The following is a 24,467-nucleotide window of genomic DNA, read 5'->3' on the forward strand; positions in this document are numbered from 1 at the left end:
TCTTCGGCTAATTCTTCTTCATCTATTTCATCGTCTGCGCTATCTGGCTCTTCGGCTAGTTCTTCTTCATCTATTTCGTCGTCTGTGCTATCTGACTCTTCGGCTAATTCTTCTTCATCTATTTCATCGTCTGCGCTATCTGGCTCTTCGGCTAGTTCTTCTTCATCTATTTCATCATCGCTGTCTATGTCTTGATTCTCATCAGGCAATTCGTCTACTACATCATAATTCCCTTTAGCAACCTCTCGCATTATCTTTCCTTTTTCAGGTGAAACAGGAATGCTATTTCCTGCTTCTGAAACAATTTGGCCATGATGATCTGCACTATCCACGTGTTCCGATGCTGAAACTGGCGCGCCCGCAGCAGCAAATGCACTTGCAAGCATTGCTGTAGATAATACGAGAGGAACTACCTTTTTAGAATTCTTGCCTTTTTTAATTTGTACATTTCTTTTAATAACCATGTTTCTGCCTCCTCTAAAAGCGTAAGATATGATTTTTTTTAAGTGGACTACCTATTCATTTTCTTTTATACTTTCGTAGATTCAATTGTCGAAAATAATAGTTAGTACCCTCCTTTTGTCTTTTTTTGCAGTATCCCTAACTGCTTGTCCTACACTTTACAGAAGAAATATAACCAAACTATGAGTTTAATTAGATAGAATTTAGACCTTTTTATGAACCAGGTTTTAACAATAGGAGGAAAACGGACGGGGGGATTGACTTTTCACTAGAACAAAAAACTTTAATGAATATTGCAGAGAGCACTTATACTCCGATCTGTAACTTAAATTGTGATAAAAAGGATTTACCACCCTTTGACCCAAATGTCACCCTTTCCTTTTTGTATGTAATTAGGAACCAAATGCTCAATCAATTATCCGACACCTTTTGATAAACTTCGAGAGGTACCAGGCAGCTCCCACCGGAAGATGCATTGATAATAGGCCAATGGAATCTTTCTGGGGTACCCTCAAGAGTGAAAAGTATTATTTACAGTATGATACATTTGAAGAGCTTTCTAAGGCGATTGATAAATACATTCAATTCTATAACCAGGCGATACCCAAAACGACTAAACGGCCTTAGCCCTATGGAATATAGAGCTAAAGCCGCTTAAAATCATTTTTATTATTTCCCCTGTCTACTTGACAGGGGGCCGTTCAGAGGACGGACTGTTACTCTTTTTTATAGTCACTGTTTGATTAGACAAATTCCGGGCGATGCCACTGCCCTACTCGATCCATCCTTTCAATGACACCCAAAATGTTGTTCCAATATCTACCTCGCTTATGACACCATATTTGCCATTCATTTGCTTAGTAAGTTGAGCAACAATCGCTAACCCTAAACCAGTTCCTTTCCATTTACTCATACAAGTTTTACTCCTATAGAAGGGTTCAAAAATCAATTCAAGTTCATCACTTTGTATCCCAATACCCGTATCTTTAAAATACAATTTTATTTCTTCATTGTTTTGATCATATTCTACATAGATACATACTTTACCACTTGGTTTATTATAGGCAATAGCATTGTTTACTAGATTTGTTATGACTTGATTCAAACGTAATGGATCGGCCTCAATAAAAATATTGTCATCAATATTTTCAATCTCAACAGTAATATCAGAATTGTTTGTATTAAAAATAGAGCTTACACAATTATTAATGAACGTTTTCAAGTGAATGTTCTCTAAGTTTATGCTTATCTTCCCTGATTCCATTGCTGAAAAATCTAAGATTTCCTCGATTAACTGTAATAAATGCTTTGATGCATAAAGTATTTTTTGAACATTATATTGATAGTTTTTTTTGTTATTATCTAGTAGCATGATCTGTGAATAGCCTTGTATCGTATTTAAAGGAGTTCGTAAGTCATGACTCATCTGTGATAAAAAAATATTTTTCATATAATTCGCTTTTTCTGCGTTTAACTTTGCAAGCTTAAGATGCTTTTCTCTTTCTTTTTGACGGGCCTTATCAACTAATAACCTTTGATTTTTTTTCTTTAACAGTTTATTTTCTCTCTCAATCTTTAATAGCCGATCTCTTTCAGAATCTGATATTGTTAACAAATGATTTTGATTGTAGAAAGGAGATTTTTCAATTTGATCATCAATCATAAGATATTTATGCACTTTTAGCATTTCGTTTTGAATAACAGAAGGAGTCGTAAGTGAATTATACGAACAAACTGATAATACACTCTCCCCTCCCATAAATTTATCGCACTCACACTCGTACATTCTCAACTCATAAACCAAAGAATTCTTGACTAAAACCTGTCCCCATATTCTCGTCATTAGCTTTTTATCTATATTAGGTTTTAATGTTTTAACAAGGTTTTGAAAACAATTTTCAGCATTAAATTCGCGATCAGATAAATAGTAATCAGAATTACAAATGTGTGAAATCGATTTCAATTGGTTGTTAGAATAACCTTTTAATAATAGTTTTTCCTTTACAGCATCGATAAATTCTTGACTTTCAACAAGTATTATTTTATCATCTTTATCTATGCCTTCAGCTATATAATGGATAGCATTATTAATATATTTATCGTACTCATTAAACATATACAATATATGAGCACCATTTGAATCTACACAGTTATTTATTTGCTCTTGAAGAGAAAGGGCCTTTTTATTAACTCCTGATGTATAATCTTGTGCTGACATGACATGTTACCCCTCCATATTCGTCTAAATCCATTAAGATCATTAATTGAACCTTATGTTACTTAAATCGTACATTTTTATTGAATTTATAATAAGGAAGGGCTTTTTAGCCTCGCGTTAACAGTGATTAAACTTGCTATAAACGTCCAACTACATCCCTAATTTGTTAACCATTCATCACAATATCGTTTACATATAAAACTGTATTATTGTTAACCAAAATTGTCAACTGAATTAACACAATATTATGAATAATAAGGCCTAGTACCCATGTAGCACCCATTGATTTCAAGTATATTTTCTTGTGTCTTAACAGGTTCAAGGCATCACTTATAAAATGGAGTGAAAGAGAATGATGCTACTTGACGACCGGGCAATTAGTAGAGATTATCAAGCGATGGGAATGACAAAAAATTTCAAAATGGAAGAAATCGTATTCGTATAGGCGGAAGTGCCCACCACGAGATGGGCATGGATTTGTGCAATGAAGACATGAAGATACGATTTTGATCGGGAAGGGAACATACACATGGAATAAAGCTGGATTGTGAAATCTTGTAGGAGGCTAAGAGAACGAATGATTAGCAGCCATGTAAGGTTCATAATCGCCATTCAGATTTCTAGGGACGTTAAGCTTTACGTTACCAAATGTTATTTTGGTCACCTACTTGTAACCGTTTACAAATATCGGCATTTCGTTCTACTCTCAAACACTATCAATTAAGTTATCTAAAGTAGAATTTACTTGTAGAATGACCCTATCTATTTCAAAAGGTTTTTCTATGTGTTGGTTTACTCCAAGTTTTTTAATAAAATATTTCATTCGATAATTCGTTTCCTCAACGATACATATTAGTCCTGAATTCGTTACAGAAAGCTCTGTTTTTCGTAACAATTGAAATAAAATCTCAAATTGATGGAAAGACTCGACCTCTAAAATGATGACGTCTGGCCTCAATAATTCATAAGTTGTTACGATATGCTCAACTTGATTAACTGTATAAACGTTTTGATATCCTACTTTATACAGGGAACATTTCAACAGTTTATTTAACCCTTCATATTCCTGGAAAATGAGTATCTTTTTTTTCAAAACACTAGTCATTTTCATCAACTACTTTCTTCGTAATATAGAAATATCGGGTATATATAGTTTAGATGAAAGTGAAGCTTTTTGTCTACTTATGTTGAACCCCTTTCAACTAGTTTTATGGCAACTTCGGGTTATTCATATGCCCTTTCATAAGCTATTTTTAACATGTTGCAAGATTCAATTTTAAATAACAGCAGCGACATTGTTAGTGGCTCCTAATCTTTTATATCGTCGTCATTCGTTTGACGTTTAACATCCATAAAGTTTAATACCATTTCGTCTATGTATATTCTAAGACACAACAAAAAAACCTAATATATTAGGTCTTTTATTTGAGGATTTTACAACCCTTTTTCCTATTTAATTAGCTTTTGTACTTCGCTTATTTTCAATTTAGAAATATGAGCCGTTTCAGTATAGTTATCAAAATGCGCTAAATAAGTCTTTCCAATTGTCTCAACGCATCGTATATGATTAAGGTTTACAATATATGAGCGATGTGTTTGAAAAAATGCGGGATGAGAAATATTTTCAGAGAGTGCTTTAAGTGATTCAAGAGTTGTATAAGTCTCATTTTTTGTATGGATGACTGTCTCTTTTCCGGACTTCTCTATAAAATAAATTGCATTTGTCGGAATATAAAAAGTTGACCGCCCATTTCTTAAAATTAGCTTATTTTGATTCTGTTTCAACTCTTTTTTCTTACAGTCATTTTCAAGATTTATTAAGTTAAACGCTTTCTGAATTGCTTCAAATAATCTTTGTTGTTCAATGGGCTTTACGACATAATCAATTGCAGATATATTAAATGCTTCTACCGCATATTCATTATATCCAGTAATAAAAATAAACTTCAAATTAGGAATAAACTTCGTGCATAGTTTAATTGCTTCTATACCATTCAAATTCGGCATTCCTATATCTGCTAGGACTAAGTCAATTTCTATCTCCTGTTTTGATACTAATTCTAATAACTCTTTACCATCTTTCACTTGGCTTACAACTTTAATGTATGGCATATAACTAAGAAAACTAGTTAATATTTCCCTAGAATCTTCATTATCATCTGCAATAACAATATTATATTTGTTCATGCCCATCATTCCTTGATCTCTGTTTGTTTTCTTAATCATATCAATCATAAAAGGAGCTGTAAGGAAGTGTGTGAGGTAATCTAACACAAGACACTTATTTTCTATACATGTTTAAAATTCCTATAAAATTAGTGAAATCTTTTCCGCTTTCTTAATCGGAAATTAAGGGATCTAGCCCGCTAACCACCTCACTCAACGGTTAGCGGGCTTTTGAAAGTATATTTGCTACTTCCACCCATAAATCGACAGAAAACGGGGCGTACCAGGCACCTAGTTCTTCTCCAACCAAACTTTGTCGACATGTAACCATGCATTCGGATTGCCTTCTGCATATACACCAATTTTTACTACTTCGTCTCGTGAAAGGTTGATATTATCAATTGTTACTTCAGTCCAATTCGAATTATCCGGGAAGAGAGTATTTTTATATGTTTGACCGCCTTTATCTATATAAAGACCGGCAGTATCAAAAGAACCACTTCGACGTATTTTCGCTTTAAGTGTATATGTTCCCTCTTGTAATGACTCATAGCGGAACAAGTCTGATGTGAATTTAGAAGAACTTGTGATGTCTGCATATGCGTTATTGTCTTCTTGTTTGATGTTAGCCAAAGCCATATCAGATACTGTCCATCCCCTGAACTCATCTTCAAAGTTAGAATTTTGTAAGGATACTCTCGTCACTTTTACATCATCCACCTGAAGAGACGTTCCGCCAGGTGAATCCACATAAAATCCAACGTCTATTTTTCCATTCGTCACATGAACCTTCGTAGATACCTCTTGATATTCCGACGATTTTGGTATATTAACGTAAACATCGGATTCCCCGTACTCAGCGACTTCCATTCTAGCTGTAACAGGTTCTGTACCTTGACGCTTCACTTTAGCGCTAACATAATAGGTTCCATCGTCTAAACCAGTAATGCTTTGATGTACGCTTTGCTTGTAAGCAGATGGAGAGTGAAAAAACAGTTTATACTTTCCGCTATTCACATCATTGGAATCCACGCCATAAGCCTTTGTTTGACCCTTTGGACGCCACTCGGTCCAATCGCTTATATTACCCGTTTCAAAACCACCATTTTTGACTACATTCCCCCAATGAGGTGTAAACTCGATATAATCAAGATTAAAAGCACCTTTATCTGAAGGGGTACGTTCAATTGTAATAAGATTTAACCCTTTCGTTAATGTTAATTCTACATTTTTATTCCCCCAAGAACTCCAATCTTCTGTTGCTGGAAGGGTAACAGTTGTATTGTCTGTAATTGTTTTGTTATGTCCATCTTTCACATGAACGGTCGTAGTACTTTCTCCACCAGTTCCATTTGCATATTTGAAGTTAAACCAATAAGATCCAGACTCCGGTGCCTCTACAGCAAACACAACTTTTGGTTCTACATCGTTCGTTCCTGAAGAAGCTTCAAATTTATCAACAAAACCAAACCCCGAATATCCATTATGGTTATTATTAAAGTTTGTTCCAATCCAAGATGCTACTTCTGCTTCATATTTATTACTATTTCGTGGTATAACTTTAAGTAATTTCACATCATGTGGTTCTATATCAGCAGAGTAATGATCCATATATCCAAGATCCTTATGTGCCCATAAATCACGCACCGCGGCTTCCCCAGTTAATCCTAATTCACTAATGAAATCAATGCTTTTCGTTACCTTTTCATCGGATCGGTTAAATAAACCAACGACCCATTCGCCATTCGGTAGTTGACCTACCCAGCGTTCAGTATCACGGCTTGTTCCTTCCTCATACCCTTCGCCTGGATAGAAAGGATTAGCATTTTTGTATAGTGGCTTCGCAACAAGACCAAGCTTATTTAATTCAATAACCTCAGAGTTTTGGTAAAAGCGCTCATTGTTTGATCCTGTGTCGTTAATTGTGTCATATTGGTCAGCAATTGCGATTGGAGAACCTCCTAAGGTGAATAGGGATATCGTTGTTCTTCTTTCGTTGTCATTTATCGCCTCTGATCCATATTTATTCATTCTGATAAAGTCAGCATCGAGTATCATTTGGCCCCGGCCGCCAATATCAGAAAATCCTGTTAGGCCTTGGAAAGGGTTTTTCCATTGAGACCACGCATCTTGCCATGTTTGACTGCGTCCGCTTATGTGATCCCACCCTCCATGAAACACATCTTCATCAATACGAATCATATCGCCATACTTTAATTCGACCTCTCCATGATTTTGCAAATACGGCATAACAAGGCTCACGACCAAATCTTCCCCAGCCGCTTCGTGAATCCAGCGCAGAGCCGTTTCATATTCATCCCAATGAGCGTGCCCTACTTCTTTATTTAGCCCGCCATCAAAGCCAGTTTGATACCATGACAAGAAATCAATCCTGAGAAAGCTGGCGCCAGCATCTTTAAAATACTGAACGTACCCTTTTACAAAGTCCTCCGCTCCAGGCTTAGTAACATCGACCCAATAAAGAGAATTTTCCCCTTGATCCGTTACAAAGCGGTCCCCCGGCAATGTATCTCCATTCCAATCTGTTGTTGTGATGTCCGTGTTCACAATATCGCTTACTTTTAAATCAGGATTATCAATAACCGTTTTCGAGTCGTCATTCACCGCTGCAGGAGTGACCCAAAGTGGATTGTAATAAATTCCATATTCCAGGCCCTTCTCTTTAATATAATCTCCCCACTCTTTCCACGTGTACTGCCAATTATCATTATGTTTTAAGACATACCCATTGGATGTTGTCTCGGTTGATCCCTCAATCCACCCATCCAGACTAACCATGTCATATCCATAAGGAAGAAATTCTTCTGCTATCCAATCAATATTATTTTTCCAGCGGTCTTCTGGAATCGCTACATTATTTTCATAAGGATTTTCATAGGCCATCCAATACATAGGTCCAGACCCATGACGGGTATGTTTGCTATCTCGAGCCAAAACTGGGTCGATCGAATAAACAAGTACCATAGAAAAACAAACACCAATTAATAAAAGTTTGTAGAACGTAATGCTTATTTTATTTAACATAATTTCGTCCTCCTAATATAATTTCACCTATTTTGCAAACGACAATTTTTTAGAGTAAGGTAACAACAAAACACCGAATTTACATTCCTTTTAACAGGTTTCATTTAGACATGTTGTCTATCGTCACCTCCTTTAAAAGATTGACAATTTTCATTTATTTCTTCGTTGAATAAAGTAAGTAAGCAAGCTTCATTCCAAGTGGAAAAACTAGGTGCTTATAAAGTTGTTTTCTTATACGACAATAGATTCTCTTAATAGAATTAGAACCAGTGCTGAATAATCCCCTATTACTCTTTCAACATTCAGGAGTCATTTCTATAATAATATTGCCTTATGATAACAATGCCCGGCCCCAAAGCCGGGCTTCGTAACCTAAACATTGTTTGCTATTTTCGAACCGTAGTCCGTATCTTAACTTTGTCTTTACTCTTGCTATCTACTTTCAAATTTCCTTTTTTACTCGTTGTCGTAATCACTTGTGCTTCAGATGTAGATACCTTTGCCGTTTTCACAAATAACAAATTTGTTTCACGATCGAAGTACCAAACATCGTTACCTGCTTCTACTGCTTCTTTGGAATCAACTAATGTTAATTTTTTTCCGTTCCGTTCAACGAATTTAACTTCATTTTCATCGCCTGCATTTACTTTTATTTCTGCAGACCATGTTCTATTTTCAATCTGTCCATCAAACTTGCCTTTCATTGCTGCAATTTCAAGTGTAATATTCCCCGCATTAGATACTGTCGTAATCTCTGTATCAGCCGATTGACCGCTTTCATAGTTATAGGTTTGCCCGTCATCTTCATATAAGGTAAAGCTTGAAGCTTCTCCATTTTGTTTTGGATAGACTTTCACTGTCATTGTTGATGCAGGTTTTTCATTTGTATAATTTTGAACCTCACGCTGCGGAATAATCGCACCTTCCTTCACAAATACCGGAATCGTAGACAAATCAGCATCATACTCTATCGTTTGCCCTCCCGCAAATGCTTCCTGTGTTCTCCAGTCATACCAAGTCCCTTCTGGAAGATAAATACTTCGTTTAGACATGCCTTCTAATGACATCGGGGCTACGAGCATATTAGGGCCAAACATCCATTGGTCTTCAATCCCATACACATTTGGATCCGCCGGGTAATCCATGACAAGCGGTCTCATGAGCGATACATTTCCATCCGTTGTTTGTTTCGCTCCTGAATAAATGTAAGGAAGTAGTCGGTAACGCTGCTCAATGCTTTGTTTGACAATGCTTTCTGCTTCTTGACCAAACACCCACGGTTCTCTTGTATTACTTGGATCATCGCATTCACAATTATGGGCACGGAAGATCGGCATAAAAGATCCAGCCTGCATCCAACGTGTATACAGTTCAGCGGTCGGTTTGCCGTTAAATCCACCAATATCCGTTGTGAAGTAAGGCATACCCGACATTGAAGAGCTTAATCCCAATTGCATATTGTGCCTAAAGGACTCCCAGCTTGCATCAACATCTCCGCTCCATATAGTTGCTCCATATTCTTGAATTCCAGAAAAACCAGAACGTGACAAGCTCCATAATCGGTCATCACTGTAATTTCTATGACCGTTATAGAACGCTTTTGCTTCGTTTAGAGCATACACATTTCTAATTTCTGCTGCGCTTCCTTTAAAGAATTGGTGTCTTAACGAATCCGTTGCAATCTCTGGTTCATTTAAATCAATCCAATATCCTTTCACACCTGCATCGTGTAAGGATTTAACCTGTGCATTGAACCAATCAACAGCCTTTGGATTGGTGAAGTCTACTAACCCCGCTTTCCCATACCAAGCGTCATAAATAACGGTATTTCCTGAAGCGTCTTTCACAAAGTATCCATTCAGGTCGCCTTCTTTAAAATTATTTGCTGTTACTTGAATGTACGGATCGACAATCGGTACCGTCTTGATGCCTTTTTTCGTTAACTCCTCCATGTTTTCTTTTGGATTCGCAAAAGCTTGAGACCACGTCATATCAAAGTAATGATTCTCTTCGGCCCAATAAACATCAAGAATCATCCCATCTAAAGGAATTTGCTTCTGCCTGAACGTGTCGACAATCTCATTCACTTCTTCCCAGCTCCTGTATCCATACTTAGATTGGATATAACCGAGTGCCCATTGCGGCGGCATCGGAGCAGTGCCTGTTAAGTCCGCAAAACGTTTCATGATATCCGTTAACGTATTTTCCGTCTCACCCGCCATAAAGTAGTAAAGCATTTCCCCGTTTGGAGAACTGAAAGAATACGTCTCACTATCTGTGGCACCCATATCAAACGTGACATTTTCATAGGTGTTATCGAAGTAAAGACCATACCCCTTCGTACTCGTGAAGAACGTTCCAGAAATATCAGATGTATTTCCGCCGTATCCGCCCTTCATTGCGTTGTTCATCACAACCTTATGGCCTCTGCGGTCGAAGGACCTTGAGTCACGATCGATACCTAGGCCAAAGAAATGTTCTTTTGGATCAAGGCTCATACTAGAATAAACACCTGTATCCCCGTCATAACCTAACCCCTTACCTTCGCTATGCTCGGTTACCATCAACGAATTCGCTGCATTGTAGTAAGCAAGCTTAAATGGGGATTTATAAGCACGAATACTCATTTTTTCCGTTTGAATCAAGACGTAATCACCTTTATCATCTACTTTAGGAACGACACTTGCTGTTTCTTGATTGACAACAAAAGAAGCCTTTTTCTTAAATGTTCCAGTCGGTTCCATCCATACTTTCGCCGTATCCTCTTGAACGAATTCGACTTTTACCTTTTCCTGACTTGCAGAATTCAATACGATCGATTTCCCATCATCGGATACCGTATATGGCGTGTTGGCATCCAAGCTTTCAACATACGTAACGTTTTGATACTCGGATGGATCTGTTTTCACCATTTTGACGCTAGCGAGATCAAGAACAGCCTCAGCCTGGCCTTCTGCAATAACACCAACCTTTACCACTTCACCAGCCATTAACTCGATATTTGGGACACTTATTTCTTTCCAATCAGCGCTTGCTGGGACCGGAACTTCTTTTGTCCCTCCAGAGTAAGTAACATAAAGAGTTGCTTTGTCAAAAGTTCCAGATTTACGAGTGTTTACGGTAAATTGGTAGTTTCCATCAATAGGTGCATAACCAAATTGCCATAGATCAGATGAATAAGCTTCCTTACCCGTCATTCGGACAAATGACGTTTTATCTACTGCTTCAATTGATTGGTTGACCATATTGCTGCGGCTCCACCCAGTGAATCCTTGCTCAAACTCTTTGTTATACAGTTTGACCTCTACATCTTCCGTAACCTCTGAGTTTGCTGATTCAAGCTTCACATTATCAATCTGCAAGGAAGTATCTGCAATTGGTGCTTCCATATAAAACTCTAAAGTCAATTGACCTTCCGTAACATTGATCGTGTCCGTGCTAATTTTTTTATACTCAAACTCATCAGCGTTCCACTTCTCTTTCTTAGGACCATCCGGATCTTTTAGATTTGGTTCAATTGTCACTTCAACCTTCTCTTTACCAGGCTGTGAAACGATTACTTTAGCAATCCCATCTGTAAATGTTGGATCCAAATGGGGCATCAGTTTAGTCATTGCTGAAACCGTATAATCGCCATCTTTTAAACCAACAATCGTTTGCTTTGAAGAAACTTTCCCACCTTCATCCGGAGAATACAAATAGTGTTTGTATCCTTGATAAGCATCGTTTTTATCAACACCATGCCAGACTGTTGTGCCAAACGTATCGACAGTCCAACCCGTTTCATTGCCCATTTCAAAATCTCCGTTAATGAGCTGACCTGTGCCATGTTCTATCTGAATGGAATCTAGTATAACAGAACCTGTATCTTGATCAGTGAATTCCAAAGTTAGTAAATTCAAGCCTTTGTTCAGTTGGACAAGTTCTTCGACAGTGCCCCATTTATCGTTCGTACTTGGGAATGACACTGTAGTCGGTTCGTGAGTAACGTTCATATTCTTATCCTCAACGGATAGAGATAAGGTACTAGCTTCTTCCTTTCCATTTCCATATTTTATTGCGAGAGGGAACTTTCCTGCTTCAGGCGCTTCAATGGCAATTGTTACTTTTGAGCCTTTTTCATCCAGCCCAGTGAGATAGCCAAATCCATCATATCCCATTTGTTCGTTATCAAATATAGCTCCTCCTTGATAAGTTGCAACTTCGGTTTGATATACTTTCTTAGTTGTTTTGGGAATGAGTTTCAATACTGTCGTATCATGAGGTTCGAGCATGTCAGAATACATCGTACGGTAGCCGAGATCCTTATGCTCCCATAGATTGCGGGTGAAGGCTTCATCTTTGATTCCAAGGTCTTTTTTGAAATCCATTGATAGCCCTTTGCTTTCATCACTGCGATTCGAAAGAGAAACGACCCAAGTACCATCTGGTAATTGGCCAGCCCATCTTTCACTGTCTCGACTTACATTGTTTTTGTAATGCTGATTTGAATAAAAAATAGGTTTTCCAACGAAACCACGTTTGTTCAGTTCAATCAATTCAGGGTTTTGGTAATATTTATCGTTATCTCCAATCGTGTCATATTGATCGGCAATGGTAATTGGAGAGCCTGCCATCGTAAAAAGAGAGATTGCTGTTTTCTTTTCGTCTTCAGCATAACTTCCCTTAAACGTATTTAACTTTAAGAAGTCACCATCATTAATCATCGAACCACGTCCAGAAATATCCGCAAAACCAGTAAACCCTTGGAATGGATTGGCCCATTGAGACCAATTATTAGTCCACTCTTGTCTACGGCCGCTGATATGCTCCCAACCACCTTCGAACGCATCCTCATCAATTCGAATCATATCGCCGTATTGTTGTTCAAATTCACCGTGGTTATTTAAGTCCGGCATAACCAAGCTAAGGAACACATCATTTTCGGCAGTGGCTTCATCCATCCATTGAAGTGCTTTGCGATATTGTTCTCGCGTATGACCTACACCAACTTGGCCTAACCCCTTATCGTAACCGCTTTCATACCAAGACAAAAAGTCTACACGTAAATACGATGCTCCTTGTTCAGCAAAAAAATCTACATATCCTTTCAAAAATGTCTCGGCATCTGGATGGTCAACGTTTAACCAATAAAGGGCTCTTTCTCCCCCTTGACCACCATCAAAACGATCACCTTCGAGTATTTTTCCGTCACCGATGTCTTGCGGTTCAGTAATCACAAGATCTGCGACTGGTGTATCGGTACCAATTACTTTGTATTTATCCGGATTTTTAACAACTTCTGGACTGATCCACAGCGGATTGTAATAGATACCAAATTTCATATCTTTACTCTTCACATAATCTGCCCAGTGTTTCCATGTGTGACCATTCGGGTACCGTTCGTGTGGATAACCGTGCCAATTGTCATATAGCACTGAGACATCGTCAATATCGATTCCCGCATCGCGTGCTTGATTTTCTGTAGGATCGACGATAAATTCAATTTTTAGCTGACCTGACGTCACATGAACAGTCTCTTGATATTCTGCCCAACTTTCTGAAGTCACTGATTTTTGTACACTGGCTTCAGGCTTAGCCTTGTCGTATTCAGAAATCTTCATAACGATCGTAACACCTTTGTCGGCAAAACTATTTTTTCCTTTAGCCTTAGAACTGACACGATAGCTCCCATTCGGTAAATCCTTTATCACTTGCGAAATGATTTGTTTGTTTGGGTCTCCACTATAGGTCCATAACGACTTATCACCTTCAGAGTCTTCATTTCGACCGTGAGCAAAATCCCCTTCAAACGTCCATCCTTCTGTTTCTTCCTGTTCAAAGTCGCCGTTTACCACAACATTACCATCAGGAATGAGAGGTTGATTGGCATCTACAGCAGCAAAGGTAATGTCATCTAGTTGCAAAGAAGCGTTTCCTCGTTTGGAATCAATGACAATTTCAACCGTCATATCCGTTCCAGTCGATGTTACATCAATAGTATACTTTTTATAACCCGAACTTAGCTTGATTGGTACCTTTTTTACTACTTTTCCATTCTGGCTGATCCGCATTTTTGCATAACTGGCAATTTCCTCGTCGGTAAACTGATTTGTGCCGCTAAAATCTTCTAAAGTTGCCCATGCAGATAGACGATATGTTTTCTCTTCCAACCCTGTCACTGTTTGACTTATGGAACCATTAAAAGGCGCATTCTTATAAAAGTAAAACTTAAAGTTATTAAGGGCACCGTTCTTATCAACTCCAGAATCAGCATTGCCCTTAATATCCCAGCCTTCTGTCGTCGCATATTCAAAGTCACCGTTAAATAATTTCCCTGGTTTCAGGTATGGTTTATCGCGGCCATCCATGTAAATCGGGTCGCTCATCCATCGATCATTATGCGATACGACGTAGCCATTTTCATTTAACAGCATCGCACCCTCGATCCAACCATCCGTACTAATCATGTCGTAACCGTAAGGACGAAAATTTTCGCTTATCCAGTCAATATTATCTTTTAATCGGTGTTCCGGCATGAATACATCGTGTCCAAATTGATGTTCATACGTGATCCAGTACATCGGGCCGGCACCTTGTCTAGTAAACTCACTATCTCTGGCAAGAACAGATTGAATGTTGAAAGCAGAAACAATAATCATCGCAATCATTATTAAAATGCTGGCTTTCAGTAATGGTCTGATTCGCATACTTACACCCCCTAATTGGTTTCGTTCAATTAGAAACTGCTTATTGTTTCTTTTGCCTAAAACACGAACACCTCCTTTAAATCGATAAATTCTCTTTCTTCCTTCAACCAGCTCCTTTCCGTTCACCTGTTTCATCCGTCATCAGTAGTAAATTTCTTTTGCGTAGTTCTTCTTCTAATAAAGAGATAAAATCAGAATTAAGCTTTAATGCTAGGGCTTGAGTATACGCATAAAGTAAAAATTGATTACTTACCTGCTGAATCATCGCTAACACTCTCCTTGAAAAAAGAATATTCGTTAAACAGCGTTAAAAATGGAAATGATCCTTACAATGGAAGCATAGTCAACAAAAGGTAGATACTTTATTCAGTGAATGAAGTAATTGAACACAAGGATCCAACAGCAGTCGTTTCCTTTATTATTTATAAATCGGCACTTTAAATAAATGACTAACGACTAACGCACATGCTCCAATCAACCATACGTCCTCTCCTAGCTGTGAGGTTTTGAATTGAAGCTTGCGAGGATGCCTGATAAAAAAGTGAACGGCTAGCTCCTTTTGCATTCCTTTTAGTAGAAAGTCATTTTCCCTCAACCCTTCGCCACCTAAAATGACGGCTTCCGGATTAAATAGATGTATCATGTTCTTAATCCCTAAAGCGAGGTTTTCCCCTTGCTTTTCAAGCAGTTCCTGCGCATATTGATCTCCTTTTTGAGCCGCCATAACAACACTTTCTGGTGTTATCGGATGAAACGAATCGATTAATGTAGGAACACCTATTGCAACCATTCGTTCTGCCTCATGTACAAGATATGGATCAGACGCATATAATTCTAGACAACCTCGCTGCCCACAATAACAGAGACGGTCTCCCTGATTAATCGTGATATGTCCTAACTCCCCAGCTCCTCCGAAGTCTCCTCGAAACAATGTATGATCAATGACAATTCCTGCCCCAACACCCGCTCCTACCGTAACACCAATGAAATTTCGATATTCTCTTCCTGCGCCTATCCATTTCTCCGCAAGAGCAAATACGTTCGCGTCATTATCGATCATCAAAGGAACATCGAAGTGCCTGCCGATCGGCTTCAAATCTCCATGATCCATCTTTAATATCGGTGAATAGACCACTTCATTATTTTCCTGATCTACTAACCCGGGTGTTGCAATCCCAATACCCACCACTTTTGAACCGCTTTCATTTCTTTTGATAAAGCCTTCCAGTTGTTCAATAATAACGGTTGTTAATTGCATCGCTTCCTTTGTAGTATATGAAAATTGATGTTTATGTAAAATATTACCTTCCAAGTTCGATAAACACATTTTCACTTCTTGTTTCTCAATTTTCATACCAACAATCACACCATAATCGCCATTAAACTTCAATAATACCGGCTTCCTCCCACCATGCGAATCTCCTGTTCCAACTTCTGTAACTAGATTTTCCTTTATCAGTTCCTCGATAATATTCGTAATCGTCGATAAGCCGAGTCCAGTAACTTTGGCGATGTCCGTACGTGAGACATTCCCTTGAAGGCGAACCAGATCAATTACGATGGACCGGTTAAGATCTTTAATCAGTTCTTTATTTCCTTTTCTAAATACATTCATGACATCTTCTCTCCTGTCATCTAATCGTATGTAAAATTTAACATACTTCATTCAGTGAAACAAGATTAAATTTCAGATAATTAAAAATAATTAGATATCACAATTATACTGACTAATTTGTTAGAGGCCGCAAAGCTTTTTTGACGAATTACTTTGCAGCCTTTATGACGATCACCAAGGAGAGGTTTGGCTGTTATTCCATTTCCGATTGTTGCGGAGTCTCTAATACATCTTCTAACTCTTTATCTTTGATAGTAATGTCGGCTTCTTTTTGAAGATTGGAAATCACCGTGTGAATTGAGTTCGCTTTTGCAAATTTCAATTCTTCTTTAATGACATCTTTCTTATCTTCAAACGTGTTTGCTTTCTTATCCGTTACTTTTATAATGTGATAACCGTATTGCGTTTCCACAGGATCACTGACTTTATTGACTTCAAGTGAAAATACAGCGGAATCGAATTCAGGAACCATCATCCCTTTCCTAATGTAGCCAAGGTCGCCTCCATTGTCTTTTGAACTAGGATCGATTGAATATTCGCTAGCAAGCTCGGCAAAGTCTTCGCCCTTATCAGACCTTTCCTTCACTTCTTTCGCTGTTTTTTCGTCCGTGACTAGAATGTGACTCGCTTTTATTTCTTCTTTGTATTTATCTTCAAATTCTTTTTTTATTTCTTCCTCTGAAACATCCACTCCATCTGTTGTCGCTTTTTGAGCCAATAACTCACGTTCAACAAGTTTTCTAAATGCTTTCTCGTCTCCAATTCCGTTTTCCACAAGAGCCTGCTGTAAGCCTTCCTCCCCACCGAATTGCTCCTTATAATCGTTGACTTTTGTATCAATCTCTTTATCTGTTACGTTAAATTCTTTTTCAAGAAGCATCGTTTCAACCATCTGTTTTAAAACTTTGTCCCCGCCCTGCGCCTTTAATTCGTTGTAAAATTCCTCTTTCGTTATATCACCCGACTTGGATTGTACAATTGTATCGGCACCGGAGTTACAAGCAGCAAGAGAAAGAAGTCCAGCCACCATTCCAAAGTTAACTAACCATTTTTTCATCAAAAAACACTCCTATTTTATTTAATCCTGTTTGGCACTATAGTCTGCATCAATAATCTTATTAATTGGATGACCACATTCAGTCAAAACTTTAATTTCAGATCCTACATATAGATCCGTCTGCCAATCTCCATTCGGCAAATCAACCTCAATCGTATATGTACCTGGCCCGTATACGTCTGTGACATTATCAAAGCTCGTCTGCCCCTCATAAGGTTTCCCATCTTCTTGAAGAACTGTTCCTTCCGGATAAGAATAGCTTGTAAAGCTAATCTCAATTGGATCCATGCCTTCAGGAACCGTAAACGTTGCTGTCCCATTGATCACACTAGAATGAAAAAACTGATCGAGCGGGCGCTGAAGTTCAATCGGTTCAGTCAATGCGAAATTTTCTGTTACCGTTATCGACTCGCTCCACAACACGCCCGTCCCTGGGTGGTTAGGACTCTGATATGCTTTAAACATATAATTCCCAGCCACAAGCTGATCCGGTGTATAAGTTAATTCCTCTGTTTCACCAGATTCTAACGCATGAACCACTCCCGTAGCGACAACCTCGCCATTTTTAGGATTTCCTTTTTCCGAATAGTAAACCTCATACGTCACTTCCCCTTGCATATCACGTGAGTCTTGACCATTTTTTATCGTGGCAGAAATCCCATAACAAGTTAAGTTTTCAACAGTAAATGATAAGGAGCTTCTATCCCATGCTGATTTATCCTTTGGTCCTTGTTGTTTTGGTCCTTTTTGGATACTAACGTTAGCATTCTCATTCTGTTTCGTTGCGGCAAATGTTGTATCTCCTTCTTGTACAAATGGAATGGTCAGCAATGATGCCATTATGATACCTACAGTCATTTTCTTTATCTTTTTCAAATTACTCCCTCATTTCCTTTTCTATCGACCGGATTCAACAGATTGATAGTTTCATCGATCTTTTTTATTCAATATTCGATTACAACCATATCCCAATATTTTAGCGCTGGGAGTGTAAAGAGAACTTGGTCCCCTTCTTGAACAAACTCAAGCTCTTGCGCTGACCCTTGATCCATGTCTGGTGAAGCCAGCCATACTTTCTCTACCTCTTGTTCTGAGTGTACGTTAATCGGAACATCATGAATCCATTCTGGTTCGGTTTGCTCTCCCATTTTATCTTTCCATTCCATTGAAGTTGCTTCAGTGAAATTAATAAAATGCAAAATCTCTTTATTCTCTTTTTGTTTCGTAAAGTTCCATACTGAACCTATTTCTATATGACTCGTTATCGAAATGTCATTTGAATAAACTTCTTTCTCTACCTCTTCCACACCATCACGCAGAAGGTTTTGATAGGCTACTGAAAAATCATAGTAGGTAATAAGCTGTTCATTTAGTTCATCCGGTATCTCTAAATTTTTATTAGGAAAGTATTCATTTGCTAGCATATTCTCCCCAAGTTCTATATGAGCACCACCAGAAGCAAAAATAACAGCATCTGTAAACAACACACCTGGTGTATTAAATTGACCTGGTGAATGAGATAGATCATAGTTCATATAGGCAGCTAATACGGTTTGAAGTTCCTTATTGCTAAACTCCCAGTTTTCATCGATAATCCGTTTTAAATCCCCATAATAAGGCTGCTCCCATGTTTCTGTATATAAGAAATTCACAGGAGACTGTGCAATTTCAGCTTGTCCATACTGTGACACCGCATTTAACACCAAGTCGACACCTAACGCACGCTTTGCATTTTCAAGAAAAACAGGATAGGTTTCCCAAAGTTCAATTTCTTCACCAAATGCATTCCAAATTTGCCCACGGTGACCTAACTGATCGACATGCCATCCATCAAATGCTAAATGGTTAAACACCTCTTGTTCTTTTTCAAAAATGTGTTCTTGCCAACCTACATTTGAAGGGTCAAATAAATAAAGTTCTCTCCACTCATCTGGAAGAGGATGCTTATCTTGCTCATGTTGATTGGGATCCTTAAAAATGCCCCACTCTCGTTTTACCCCTTCTTCTTCGTAGTTTTCATTTGCACCGAATAACAAATTGTAATTCATCGCCTTCATATTTTTTTCGTGTGCAAGGTCGATATATGTTTCGACTGTCTGTCTTGAAACTTCTCGATTGGCAATATCATTCCACGTTGAGGCCACTTCACCGTTTTCCATTTTCAGTGGGTCATCATGTCTATCTTGCCAATCATAAAATTGAATGCCATTAATATGAAATCGATTCAACCTTTTGATCACAGCACGCTGCTCTTCATCTTCCATCTCATGAAAGTCAGCTAAATATCCGTATCTAGGAAACTTACTCCAATCAGAGGAAACGTCCACTGCGATATTCAAATGATCGATTTCATCCTTTTCTTTATTTACTAAAGAAACCTCAACCATATATCCCTTAAAGTCTTCTTCATTCGGTGTCCATTCCCACGTAATTTCTCGCTTATTACTTACAGGAATCTCCTCTTCATAAACAAGGTCATTTAAATGTTGATAGCGTACGACTAAACTTCCTTTTTCCATTTTTTCATATAAAGAAAGATGAAACGTTACGGCTTCACCTGGCTGATAGGCTGCTTGATCTGTAGAAATATCGCCTAGCCAGTTTTCATGTTCAATAACAGAAGGTTCATCAGGTTCAGGTGGTTCAGTTTGAGAACAACCTACAAGAACTAACATTCCACATAGTAAGACTAAAAAAAAACTCAGTGATTTTTGATTTTTCATCTTCTTCCCTCCATTCTTAGCTGTTAAAAAAGGGTCTGACCCCTACAACAATATTCGTATTCTAGGGGTCAGACTCTTAAATTATGAGACACCTACTTTTTCTTGAAAGTCTGTTACAAATATTACTTCAAGATAACGCTTGATTGTCCCGGAAGCGTCAGGTTGATTTTTTTCTGTCCATGATTTCGCTTTACTTTGTCCGTTGCATATAAAATGTTGACATGTTTTAATTCATCGTCAGTTAAGCTTACTTCTACTGTCTCATCAGACAGATTGTGTACAACCAAGTTCGTTTCGCCTTCATATGAACGCTTGAAAGCGAGCACACGTTCATCATTCGTTTCAACCGCTTCGATACCGCCGTTCATTAATGCGTTGCTTGCTTGACGAACCTCAATCAGTTCACGGTAATGGCTGAACATAGAATTCGGATCATTTACTTGCTCCTCGGCAACCACTGCAGTCTCACCCGTGTTATATTTTGTTTCAACCCAAGATGTACGGTAGTTATCCTCTTCTTTTGACCATACAAAAGGTTCACGAAGATAGATGTCAGGGTTATCGCCGAACTCGTTCGGTTCGTTCGTTTTATCGCCTAGTTGGCCTAGTTCTTCACCATAATAGATAAACGGGTTTCCGGATAAGGTAAACAAGATGGATGCAGCTAATTTCGCCTTCTTCTCATCTCCCTTAAATTGCGTCATCGTCCGTATTTCATCATGATTATTCAAAAAGACCGCATCTGTCGCCCCACCTTCTCTCTTCGTGTCGTAAAGAGCAAGCACTCGTTCTTGAAGCTCTGCAATGCCAAGATTTTCTCCTGTCTTAACCGACTTCATAATCAAATCACCGAGATCAAAGTTAAACAGTGATTCCATTCCTTCATAATAATTAGCGACGATCTCTTCTTCCTTCCAAACTTCCCCTACTAGATAAACATCAGGTTTTACCTTTTGTAGCTCGCTTTCGAATTTCTTCCACCACTCTACGTTCGCTTTATGATCATAAAATTCATCTGCGGATCCCTCTTCCGGAAAGTAGATGTGCGGAGCCGCATCTAGGCGGAAGCCGTCCACTCCCTGTTTTAACCAGTATTTTGCTGCATCGATAATTTCCTCGTGGACTTTCGGGTTATGAAAATTTAAATCTGGGAGAACTGATGGAAGCGTATCATAAAAATGAGCCATGTAATGATCGCCGCTTTCAGCTTGATGCCACATCTGTTGATCCCAAGGACCTTTTCTGTCAAGATTTGTATCTTCATCGGCCCAAATATAATAATCACGGTATTTACTATTTGGATCCATTGCTTCAGTGAACCACGGATGTTTAATACTCGTGTGGTTAACGACAAAGTCTAAGATCACTTTAATTCCGCGCTTATCTGCTTCTTCTATTAAATAACGGAAATCTTTCATATCACCATATTCTGGGTCAATCGAATAATAATCCGTTGTGTCATATTTATGATACGTCGGAGATGGGTAAATCGGCATCAGCCAAAGAGCTGTTGCCCCTAATTCTTCAATATAATCCAATTTATCCGCAAGACCGCGCAAATCTCCGACACCATCACCACTTGAATCAGCGAAAGAGCGTACGAGCACTTGGTAATACACATCATTTTCCGTTTGGACACTCTGTTCTACAGGGGGCGCTGCATAAACACTATGGACTGTGCTTGTCAGCATGAAACCAGCTAGAACACTTGCTAATAGTTTTTTCTTCATTTCCATTTCCCTCCAATGTATAAATATTTACTGAAGTGAGAAGCAGGGCCCGAAAGACTTAGACATTCTTTTGGGGCACCTGCCAACTTCAAAGCCACTCTATCAATCTACTATTAATTAGCGAGCGTTTCCGTTAAAGAAAACTTGTACTTTATGTTTTTCATCAGCAGGAATGTTAACATAAAGAATGTTTTCCTCTTCATTAAAGAAATATGTTTCGCTTGTTTCTTTCACAGCTTCCGCGCTGCTTACTGCTTTATATTTGCTTGATGCAGCTTGAACTTTGCTTGGTTTTTCTGTGTTGTTCAGTTTCAATGTGTAAGATTTCAACTTAGTACCTTTATAGTTTTGAACTTCTTTCTCTTGTTCAAACGTAACGATGTTTTTATTTTGCTTATTTACTGTAAAATTCGTCACGTTATATTCGCCATCTTGATAACTTTGTGTTTGAGCGTCATCTTCATAGAATGAGTATGTCGCTTGATCATTCAAGTAAGTGTCAAGTACTAAGTTTTCAAGTGGTTTTTCACCAGTGTATTGCTGAACTTCACGTGTTGGAATAATAGAATCTTGTTTAACAAAGATCGGTAAATGGTCTAGTTCCGCTTGTACCGTAATTGTCTTATTTCCTTCATATTTCTCACCTGTCCAGAAGTCTACCCATGTTTCGCCTTTTGGCAGATATACATCAACAGATGTAGCACCTTGTTCTAGAACAGGAGCGACCATGATATTGTCACCGAACATGAATTGCTTGTAAATATCATAGGTATTTTCATCCTCTTGGAAATGGTAGACAAGCGGCTGATAAACTGGTTTGCCTGTTTCAGTAGCCTCCTGCAGTTCGTTATACAAGTAAGGCAGAAGCTGATAGCGTAAATTCACGTATTTTCGAGTAATGTCTTCCACCTCTTGGCCGAATACCCATGGTTCCTGCCCTATCACTCTTGGGTCTCCTCCGTCACTGTCGTAATGAATGCGTGCAAACGGTTCGAAAACACCAATTTGAATCCAGCGTGCGAACAATTCCCCATCCGGACGTCCCGCAAACCCGCCAATATCTCCACCGACCATCGGAACCCCTGATAAGCCGACGTTCATATTCACTGGAAGAGTCATTTCTAGTCCTTCCCATGAACTATTTTGATCACCTGTCCAAAGAGCAGAATAACGTTGCGAACCTGCGTACATATCGCGTGTTAACACGAACGGACGCTCACCAGGCTTGTACAATTCAAATGCATTATACGTTGCTTCCGCTTCATGATGTCCATACAAGTTGTGATATTCGGTGTGCAATATTTTATTGTCTTCGTAACCGAAATAAGCATCCAGTGGCATAGTCCAATAGTATTCTGCCTCGAACACAGCTGGCTCGTTCATATCATTCCAAATACCGTCAATACCAGCATCAAATAGAATGTTATGTTTACTAGCCCACCAGTCTCTTACCTCTTCTTTTGAGAAATCTGGGAACATAGAATCTCCAGGCCATACCGGACCGACAAATGGCGTTCCATCTGCACTTTTCGCCCAATAATCATTTGCTGTCCCTTCGTCATACAAAAAGTAGCCTTCTTCTTTTTTCACAGCCGGGTCATTAATGGCAATGGCATGGAACCCTTCCATAGATTTTAATTCAGCCAACGCTTGTTTGTAGTCTTCTTCCCATGTGAATAACTTATAATCTTGCATGTAGTCGATGTCAAAGTGCATAACATCAAGGGGAATGTTTTTATCACGATACGTTTGGGCAACCTCTACGATCTCGTCAGCAGTGTACTCCCACTTACTTTGATGTAGACCCAATGTCCACTCTGGAGGAAGATTAAATTTCCCCGTAATTTCTGTATATTGACTCACAACATCACTGATTTCAGGGCCGTAAATAAAATAGTAGTTTAATTGTCCGCCATCAGCATAGAAGTAGTAATAATCATCGCTTTCACTCGCCATTTCATAATAGGAACGATGCGTGTTATCAAAGAAAATACCGTATGCTTTTTTATCCTTCAATCCCATAAAAAACGGAATCGACACATAAATGTATTTTGTATCTTTATTGTAACCATAGGAATCCGTATTCCACAGGCCTATACTATCTCCTCGTTTGTTAAGTTCCAATCCAGCTTGCTCACCGAAGCCGTAGAACGCTTCATCTGGTGTCGTTTCTCTGAAAACGTATGGTTTTCCATCTTCATATCCAGCCGAAGAACCAAATTCAGAATAGTCCTCGTTTATGAGGTTGCCATCCTTGTCTAAAAATTTCACGCCATAAGGTGCCTTGTTAATAACGACAGTAATTTCAGCCGTTTCTAACTGATAAGTATCCCCTTCATCTTGCGCAGAAAATTCAGGTGTGTCCCATTCTGTTTTTTCAATCCCTGGTGAATGTTTTACTTTTTCCCCATCTTCTACAATAGATATTTGAGCAATATCATCTTCTAACAAGTTCACATACCCATCATATTCTGAACCGAAATCTAGCTTAACACCATTGTCAGTCCGTTCAACCGATTGCACAACGAGTTGTTCAAGATTGTCTTTATCTAACGGAATTTCTGGGTGTGGCTTATCTACCGCTAATGCAGAATAAGGAGCAATCGACGTACTTACAAGTGCTGTTGCAATCGCGACAGCAAATATCGATTTTTTAATTTTTTTCATAATACACCTCTTTTTATTTTAATAGGGCTTGTCTTGCGCAAGACAATTCATTTCAACTAAAGTGATCTCAATCACCTTAGCTACTTTCAAATTAA

At 38.5% G+C, this 24,467-nt stretch carries 13 protein-coding genes and 1 pseudogene; 1 reads left to right on the forward strand and 13 read right to left on the reverse strand.

Annotation, left to right across the window (positions count from 1 at the left end):
- A pseudogene (locus SLH51_RS00005) lies at window positions 1-464 on the reverse strand (hypothetical protein); the annotation flags it as partial.
- A 487-nt stretch (window positions 465-951) separates the two neighbouring features.
- Here SLH51_RS00005 and SLH51_RS00010 point away from each other — a divergent pair.
- Entirely contained in the window at window positions 952-1,089 is a 138-nt protein-coding gene (locus SLH51_RS00010) for an IS3 family transposase (protein ID WP_390183741.1), read from the forward strand.
- 145 nt (window positions 1,090-1,234) lie between these two features.
- Here the strand turns inward: SLH51_RS00010 and SLH51_RS00015 are convergent, their stop codons facing one another.
- The 12 genes from SLH51_RS00015 to SLH51_RS00070 all read right to left on the reverse strand — a co-directional run bounded on the left by SLH51_RS00015 (window position 1,235) and on the right by SLH51_RS00070 (window position 24,372).
- A complete protein-coding gene (locus SLH51_RS00015; RefSeq protein ID WP_335958144.1) occupies window positions 1,235-2,680 on the reverse strand; it encodes an ATP-binding protein in 1,446 nt (481 codons plus the stop codon).
- Between the two features lie 706 nt (window positions 2,681-3,386).
- A complete protein-coding gene (locus SLH51_RS00020; protein ID WP_335958146.1) occupies window positions 3,387-3,791 on the reverse strand; it encodes an ANTAR domain-containing protein in 405 nt (134 codons plus the stop codon).
- Window positions 3,792-4,129: 338 nt separating this feature from the next.
- Window positions 4,130-4,867, reverse strand: coding sequence for a LytR/AlgR family response regulator transcription factor (locus SLH51_RS00025; protein WP_335958148.1), 738 nt, complete (start codon window positions 4,865-4,867; stop codon window positions 4,130-4,132).
- Window positions 4,868-5,137: 270 nt separating this feature from the next.
- Complete coding sequence (locus SLH51_RS00030) at window positions 5,138-7,891, reverse strand: carbohydrate-binding protein (RefSeq protein ID WP_335958149.1); 2,754 nt, start codon at window positions 7,889-7,891, stop codon at window positions 5,138-5,140.
- Between the two features lie 386 nt (window positions 7,892-8,277).
- The gene (locus SLH51_RS00035; RefSeq protein WP_335958150.1) at window positions 8,278-14,580 is read right to left on the reverse strand and encodes a TIM-barrel domain-containing protein; all 6,303 of its coding nucleotides are present in this window, start codon (window positions 14,578-14,580) and stop codon (window positions 8,278-8,280) included.
- 103 nt (window positions 14,581-14,683) lie between these two features.
- Complete coding sequence (gene sda / locus SLH51_RS00040; protein ID WP_335958152.1) at window positions 14,684-14,845, reverse strand: sporulation histidine kinase inhibitor Sda; 162 nt, start codon at window positions 14,843-14,845, stop codon at window positions 14,684-14,686.
- 153 nt (window positions 14,846-14,998) lie between these two features.
- Window positions 14,999-16,195 (reverse strand): ROK family transcriptional regulator, encoded by a 1,197-nt coding sequence (locus tag SLH51_RS00045; protein WP_335958154.1) that lies wholly within the window; start codon window positions 16,193-16,195, stop codon window positions 14,999-15,001.
- A gap of 193 nt (window positions 16,196-16,388) precedes the next feature.
- Window positions 16,389-17,252, reverse strand: a complete 864-nt coding sequence (locus SLH51_RS00050) for a peptidylprolyl isomerase (RefSeq protein ID WP_335958156.1) — start codon at window positions 17,250-17,252, stop codon at window positions 16,389-16,391.
- A 21-nt stretch (window positions 17,253-17,273) separates the two neighbouring features.
- Window positions 17,274-18,128 carry a hypothetical protein gene (locus SLH51_RS00055; RefSeq protein WP_335958157.1) on the reverse strand — a complete coding sequence of 285 codons (855 nt, stop codon included), beginning with the start codon at window positions 18,126-18,128 and terminating at the stop codon, window positions 17,274-17,276.
- Between the two features lie 68 nt (window positions 18,129-18,196).
- Window positions 18,197-19,975: a glycoside hydrolase family 66 protein gene (locus tag SLH51_RS00060; RefSeq protein ID WP_335958158.1), complete on the reverse strand. Its 1,779-nt coding sequence runs from the start codon at window positions 19,973-19,975 to the stop codon at window positions 18,197-18,199.
- Between the two features lie 122 nt (window positions 19,976-20,097).
- Window positions 20,098-21,705: an alpha-amylase family glycosyl hydrolase gene (locus SLH51_RS00065; protein WP_335958160.1), complete on the reverse strand. Its 1,608-nt coding sequence runs from the start codon at window positions 21,703-21,705 to the stop codon at window positions 20,098-20,100.
- 117 nt (window positions 21,706-21,822) lie between these two features.
- Window positions 21,823-24,372, reverse strand: a complete 2,550-nt coding sequence (locus SLH51_RS00070) for a glycoside hydrolase family 31 protein (RefSeq protein ID WP_335958162.1) — start codon at window positions 24,370-24,372, stop codon at window positions 21,823-21,825.
- Between the last annotated feature and the right edge of the window lie 95 nt (window positions 24,373-24,467).

Source organism: Halalkalibacter kiskunsagensis (assembly GCF_037027555.1).
In the GTDB taxonomy this organism is placed as follows: domain Bacteria; phylum Bacillota; class Bacilli; order Bacillales; family Bacillaceae_D; genus Halalkalibacter; species Halalkalibacter kiskunsagensis.

Coding starts and splice junctions, on each gene's coding strand:
- SLH51_RS00010 (WP_390183741.1), top strand. CDS start 952: ATGGAATCTTTCTGGGGTACCCTCAAGAGTGAAAAGTATTATTTACAG.
- SLH51_RS00015 (WP_335958144.1), bottom strand. CDS start 2,680: ATGTCAGCACAAGATTATACATCAGGAGTTAATAAAAAGGCCCTTTCT.
- SLH51_RS00020 (WP_335958146.1), bottom strand. CDS start 3,791: ATGAAAATGACTAGTGTTTTGAAAAAAAAGATACTCATTTTCCAGGAA.
- SLH51_RS00025 (WP_335958148.1), bottom strand. CDS start 4,867: ATGAACAAATATAATATTGTTATTGCAGATGATAATGAAGATTCTAGG.
- SLH51_RS00030 (WP_335958149.1), bottom strand. CDS start 7,891: ATGTTAAATAAAATAAGCATTACGTTCTACAAACTTTTATTAATTGGT.
- SLH51_RS00035 (WP_335958150.1), bottom strand. CDS start 14,580: ATGCGAATCAGACCATTACTGAAAGCCAGCATTTTAATAATGATTGCG.
- sda (WP_335958152.1), bottom strand. CDS start 14,845: ATGATTCAGCAGGTAAGTAATCAATTTTTACTTTATGCGTATACTCAA.
- SLH51_RS00045 (WP_335958154.1), bottom strand. CDS start 16,195: ATGAATGTATTTAGAAAAGGAAATAAAGAACTGATTAAAGATCTTAAC.
- SLH51_RS00050 (WP_335958156.1), bottom strand. CDS start 17,252: ATGAAAAAATGGTTAGTTAACTTTGGAATGGTGGCTGGACTTCTTTCT.
- SLH51_RS00060 (WP_335958158.1), bottom strand. CDS start 19,975: ATGAAAAATCAAAAATCACTGAGTTTTTTTTTAGTCTTACTATGTGGA.
- SLH51_RS00065 (WP_335958160.1), bottom strand. CDS start 21,705: ATGAAGAAAAAACTATTAGCAAGTGTTCTAGCTGGTTTCATGCTGACA.
- SLH51_RS00070 (WP_335958162.1), bottom strand. CDS start 24,372: ATGAAAAAAATTAAAAAATCGATATTTGCTGTCGCGATTGCAACAGCA.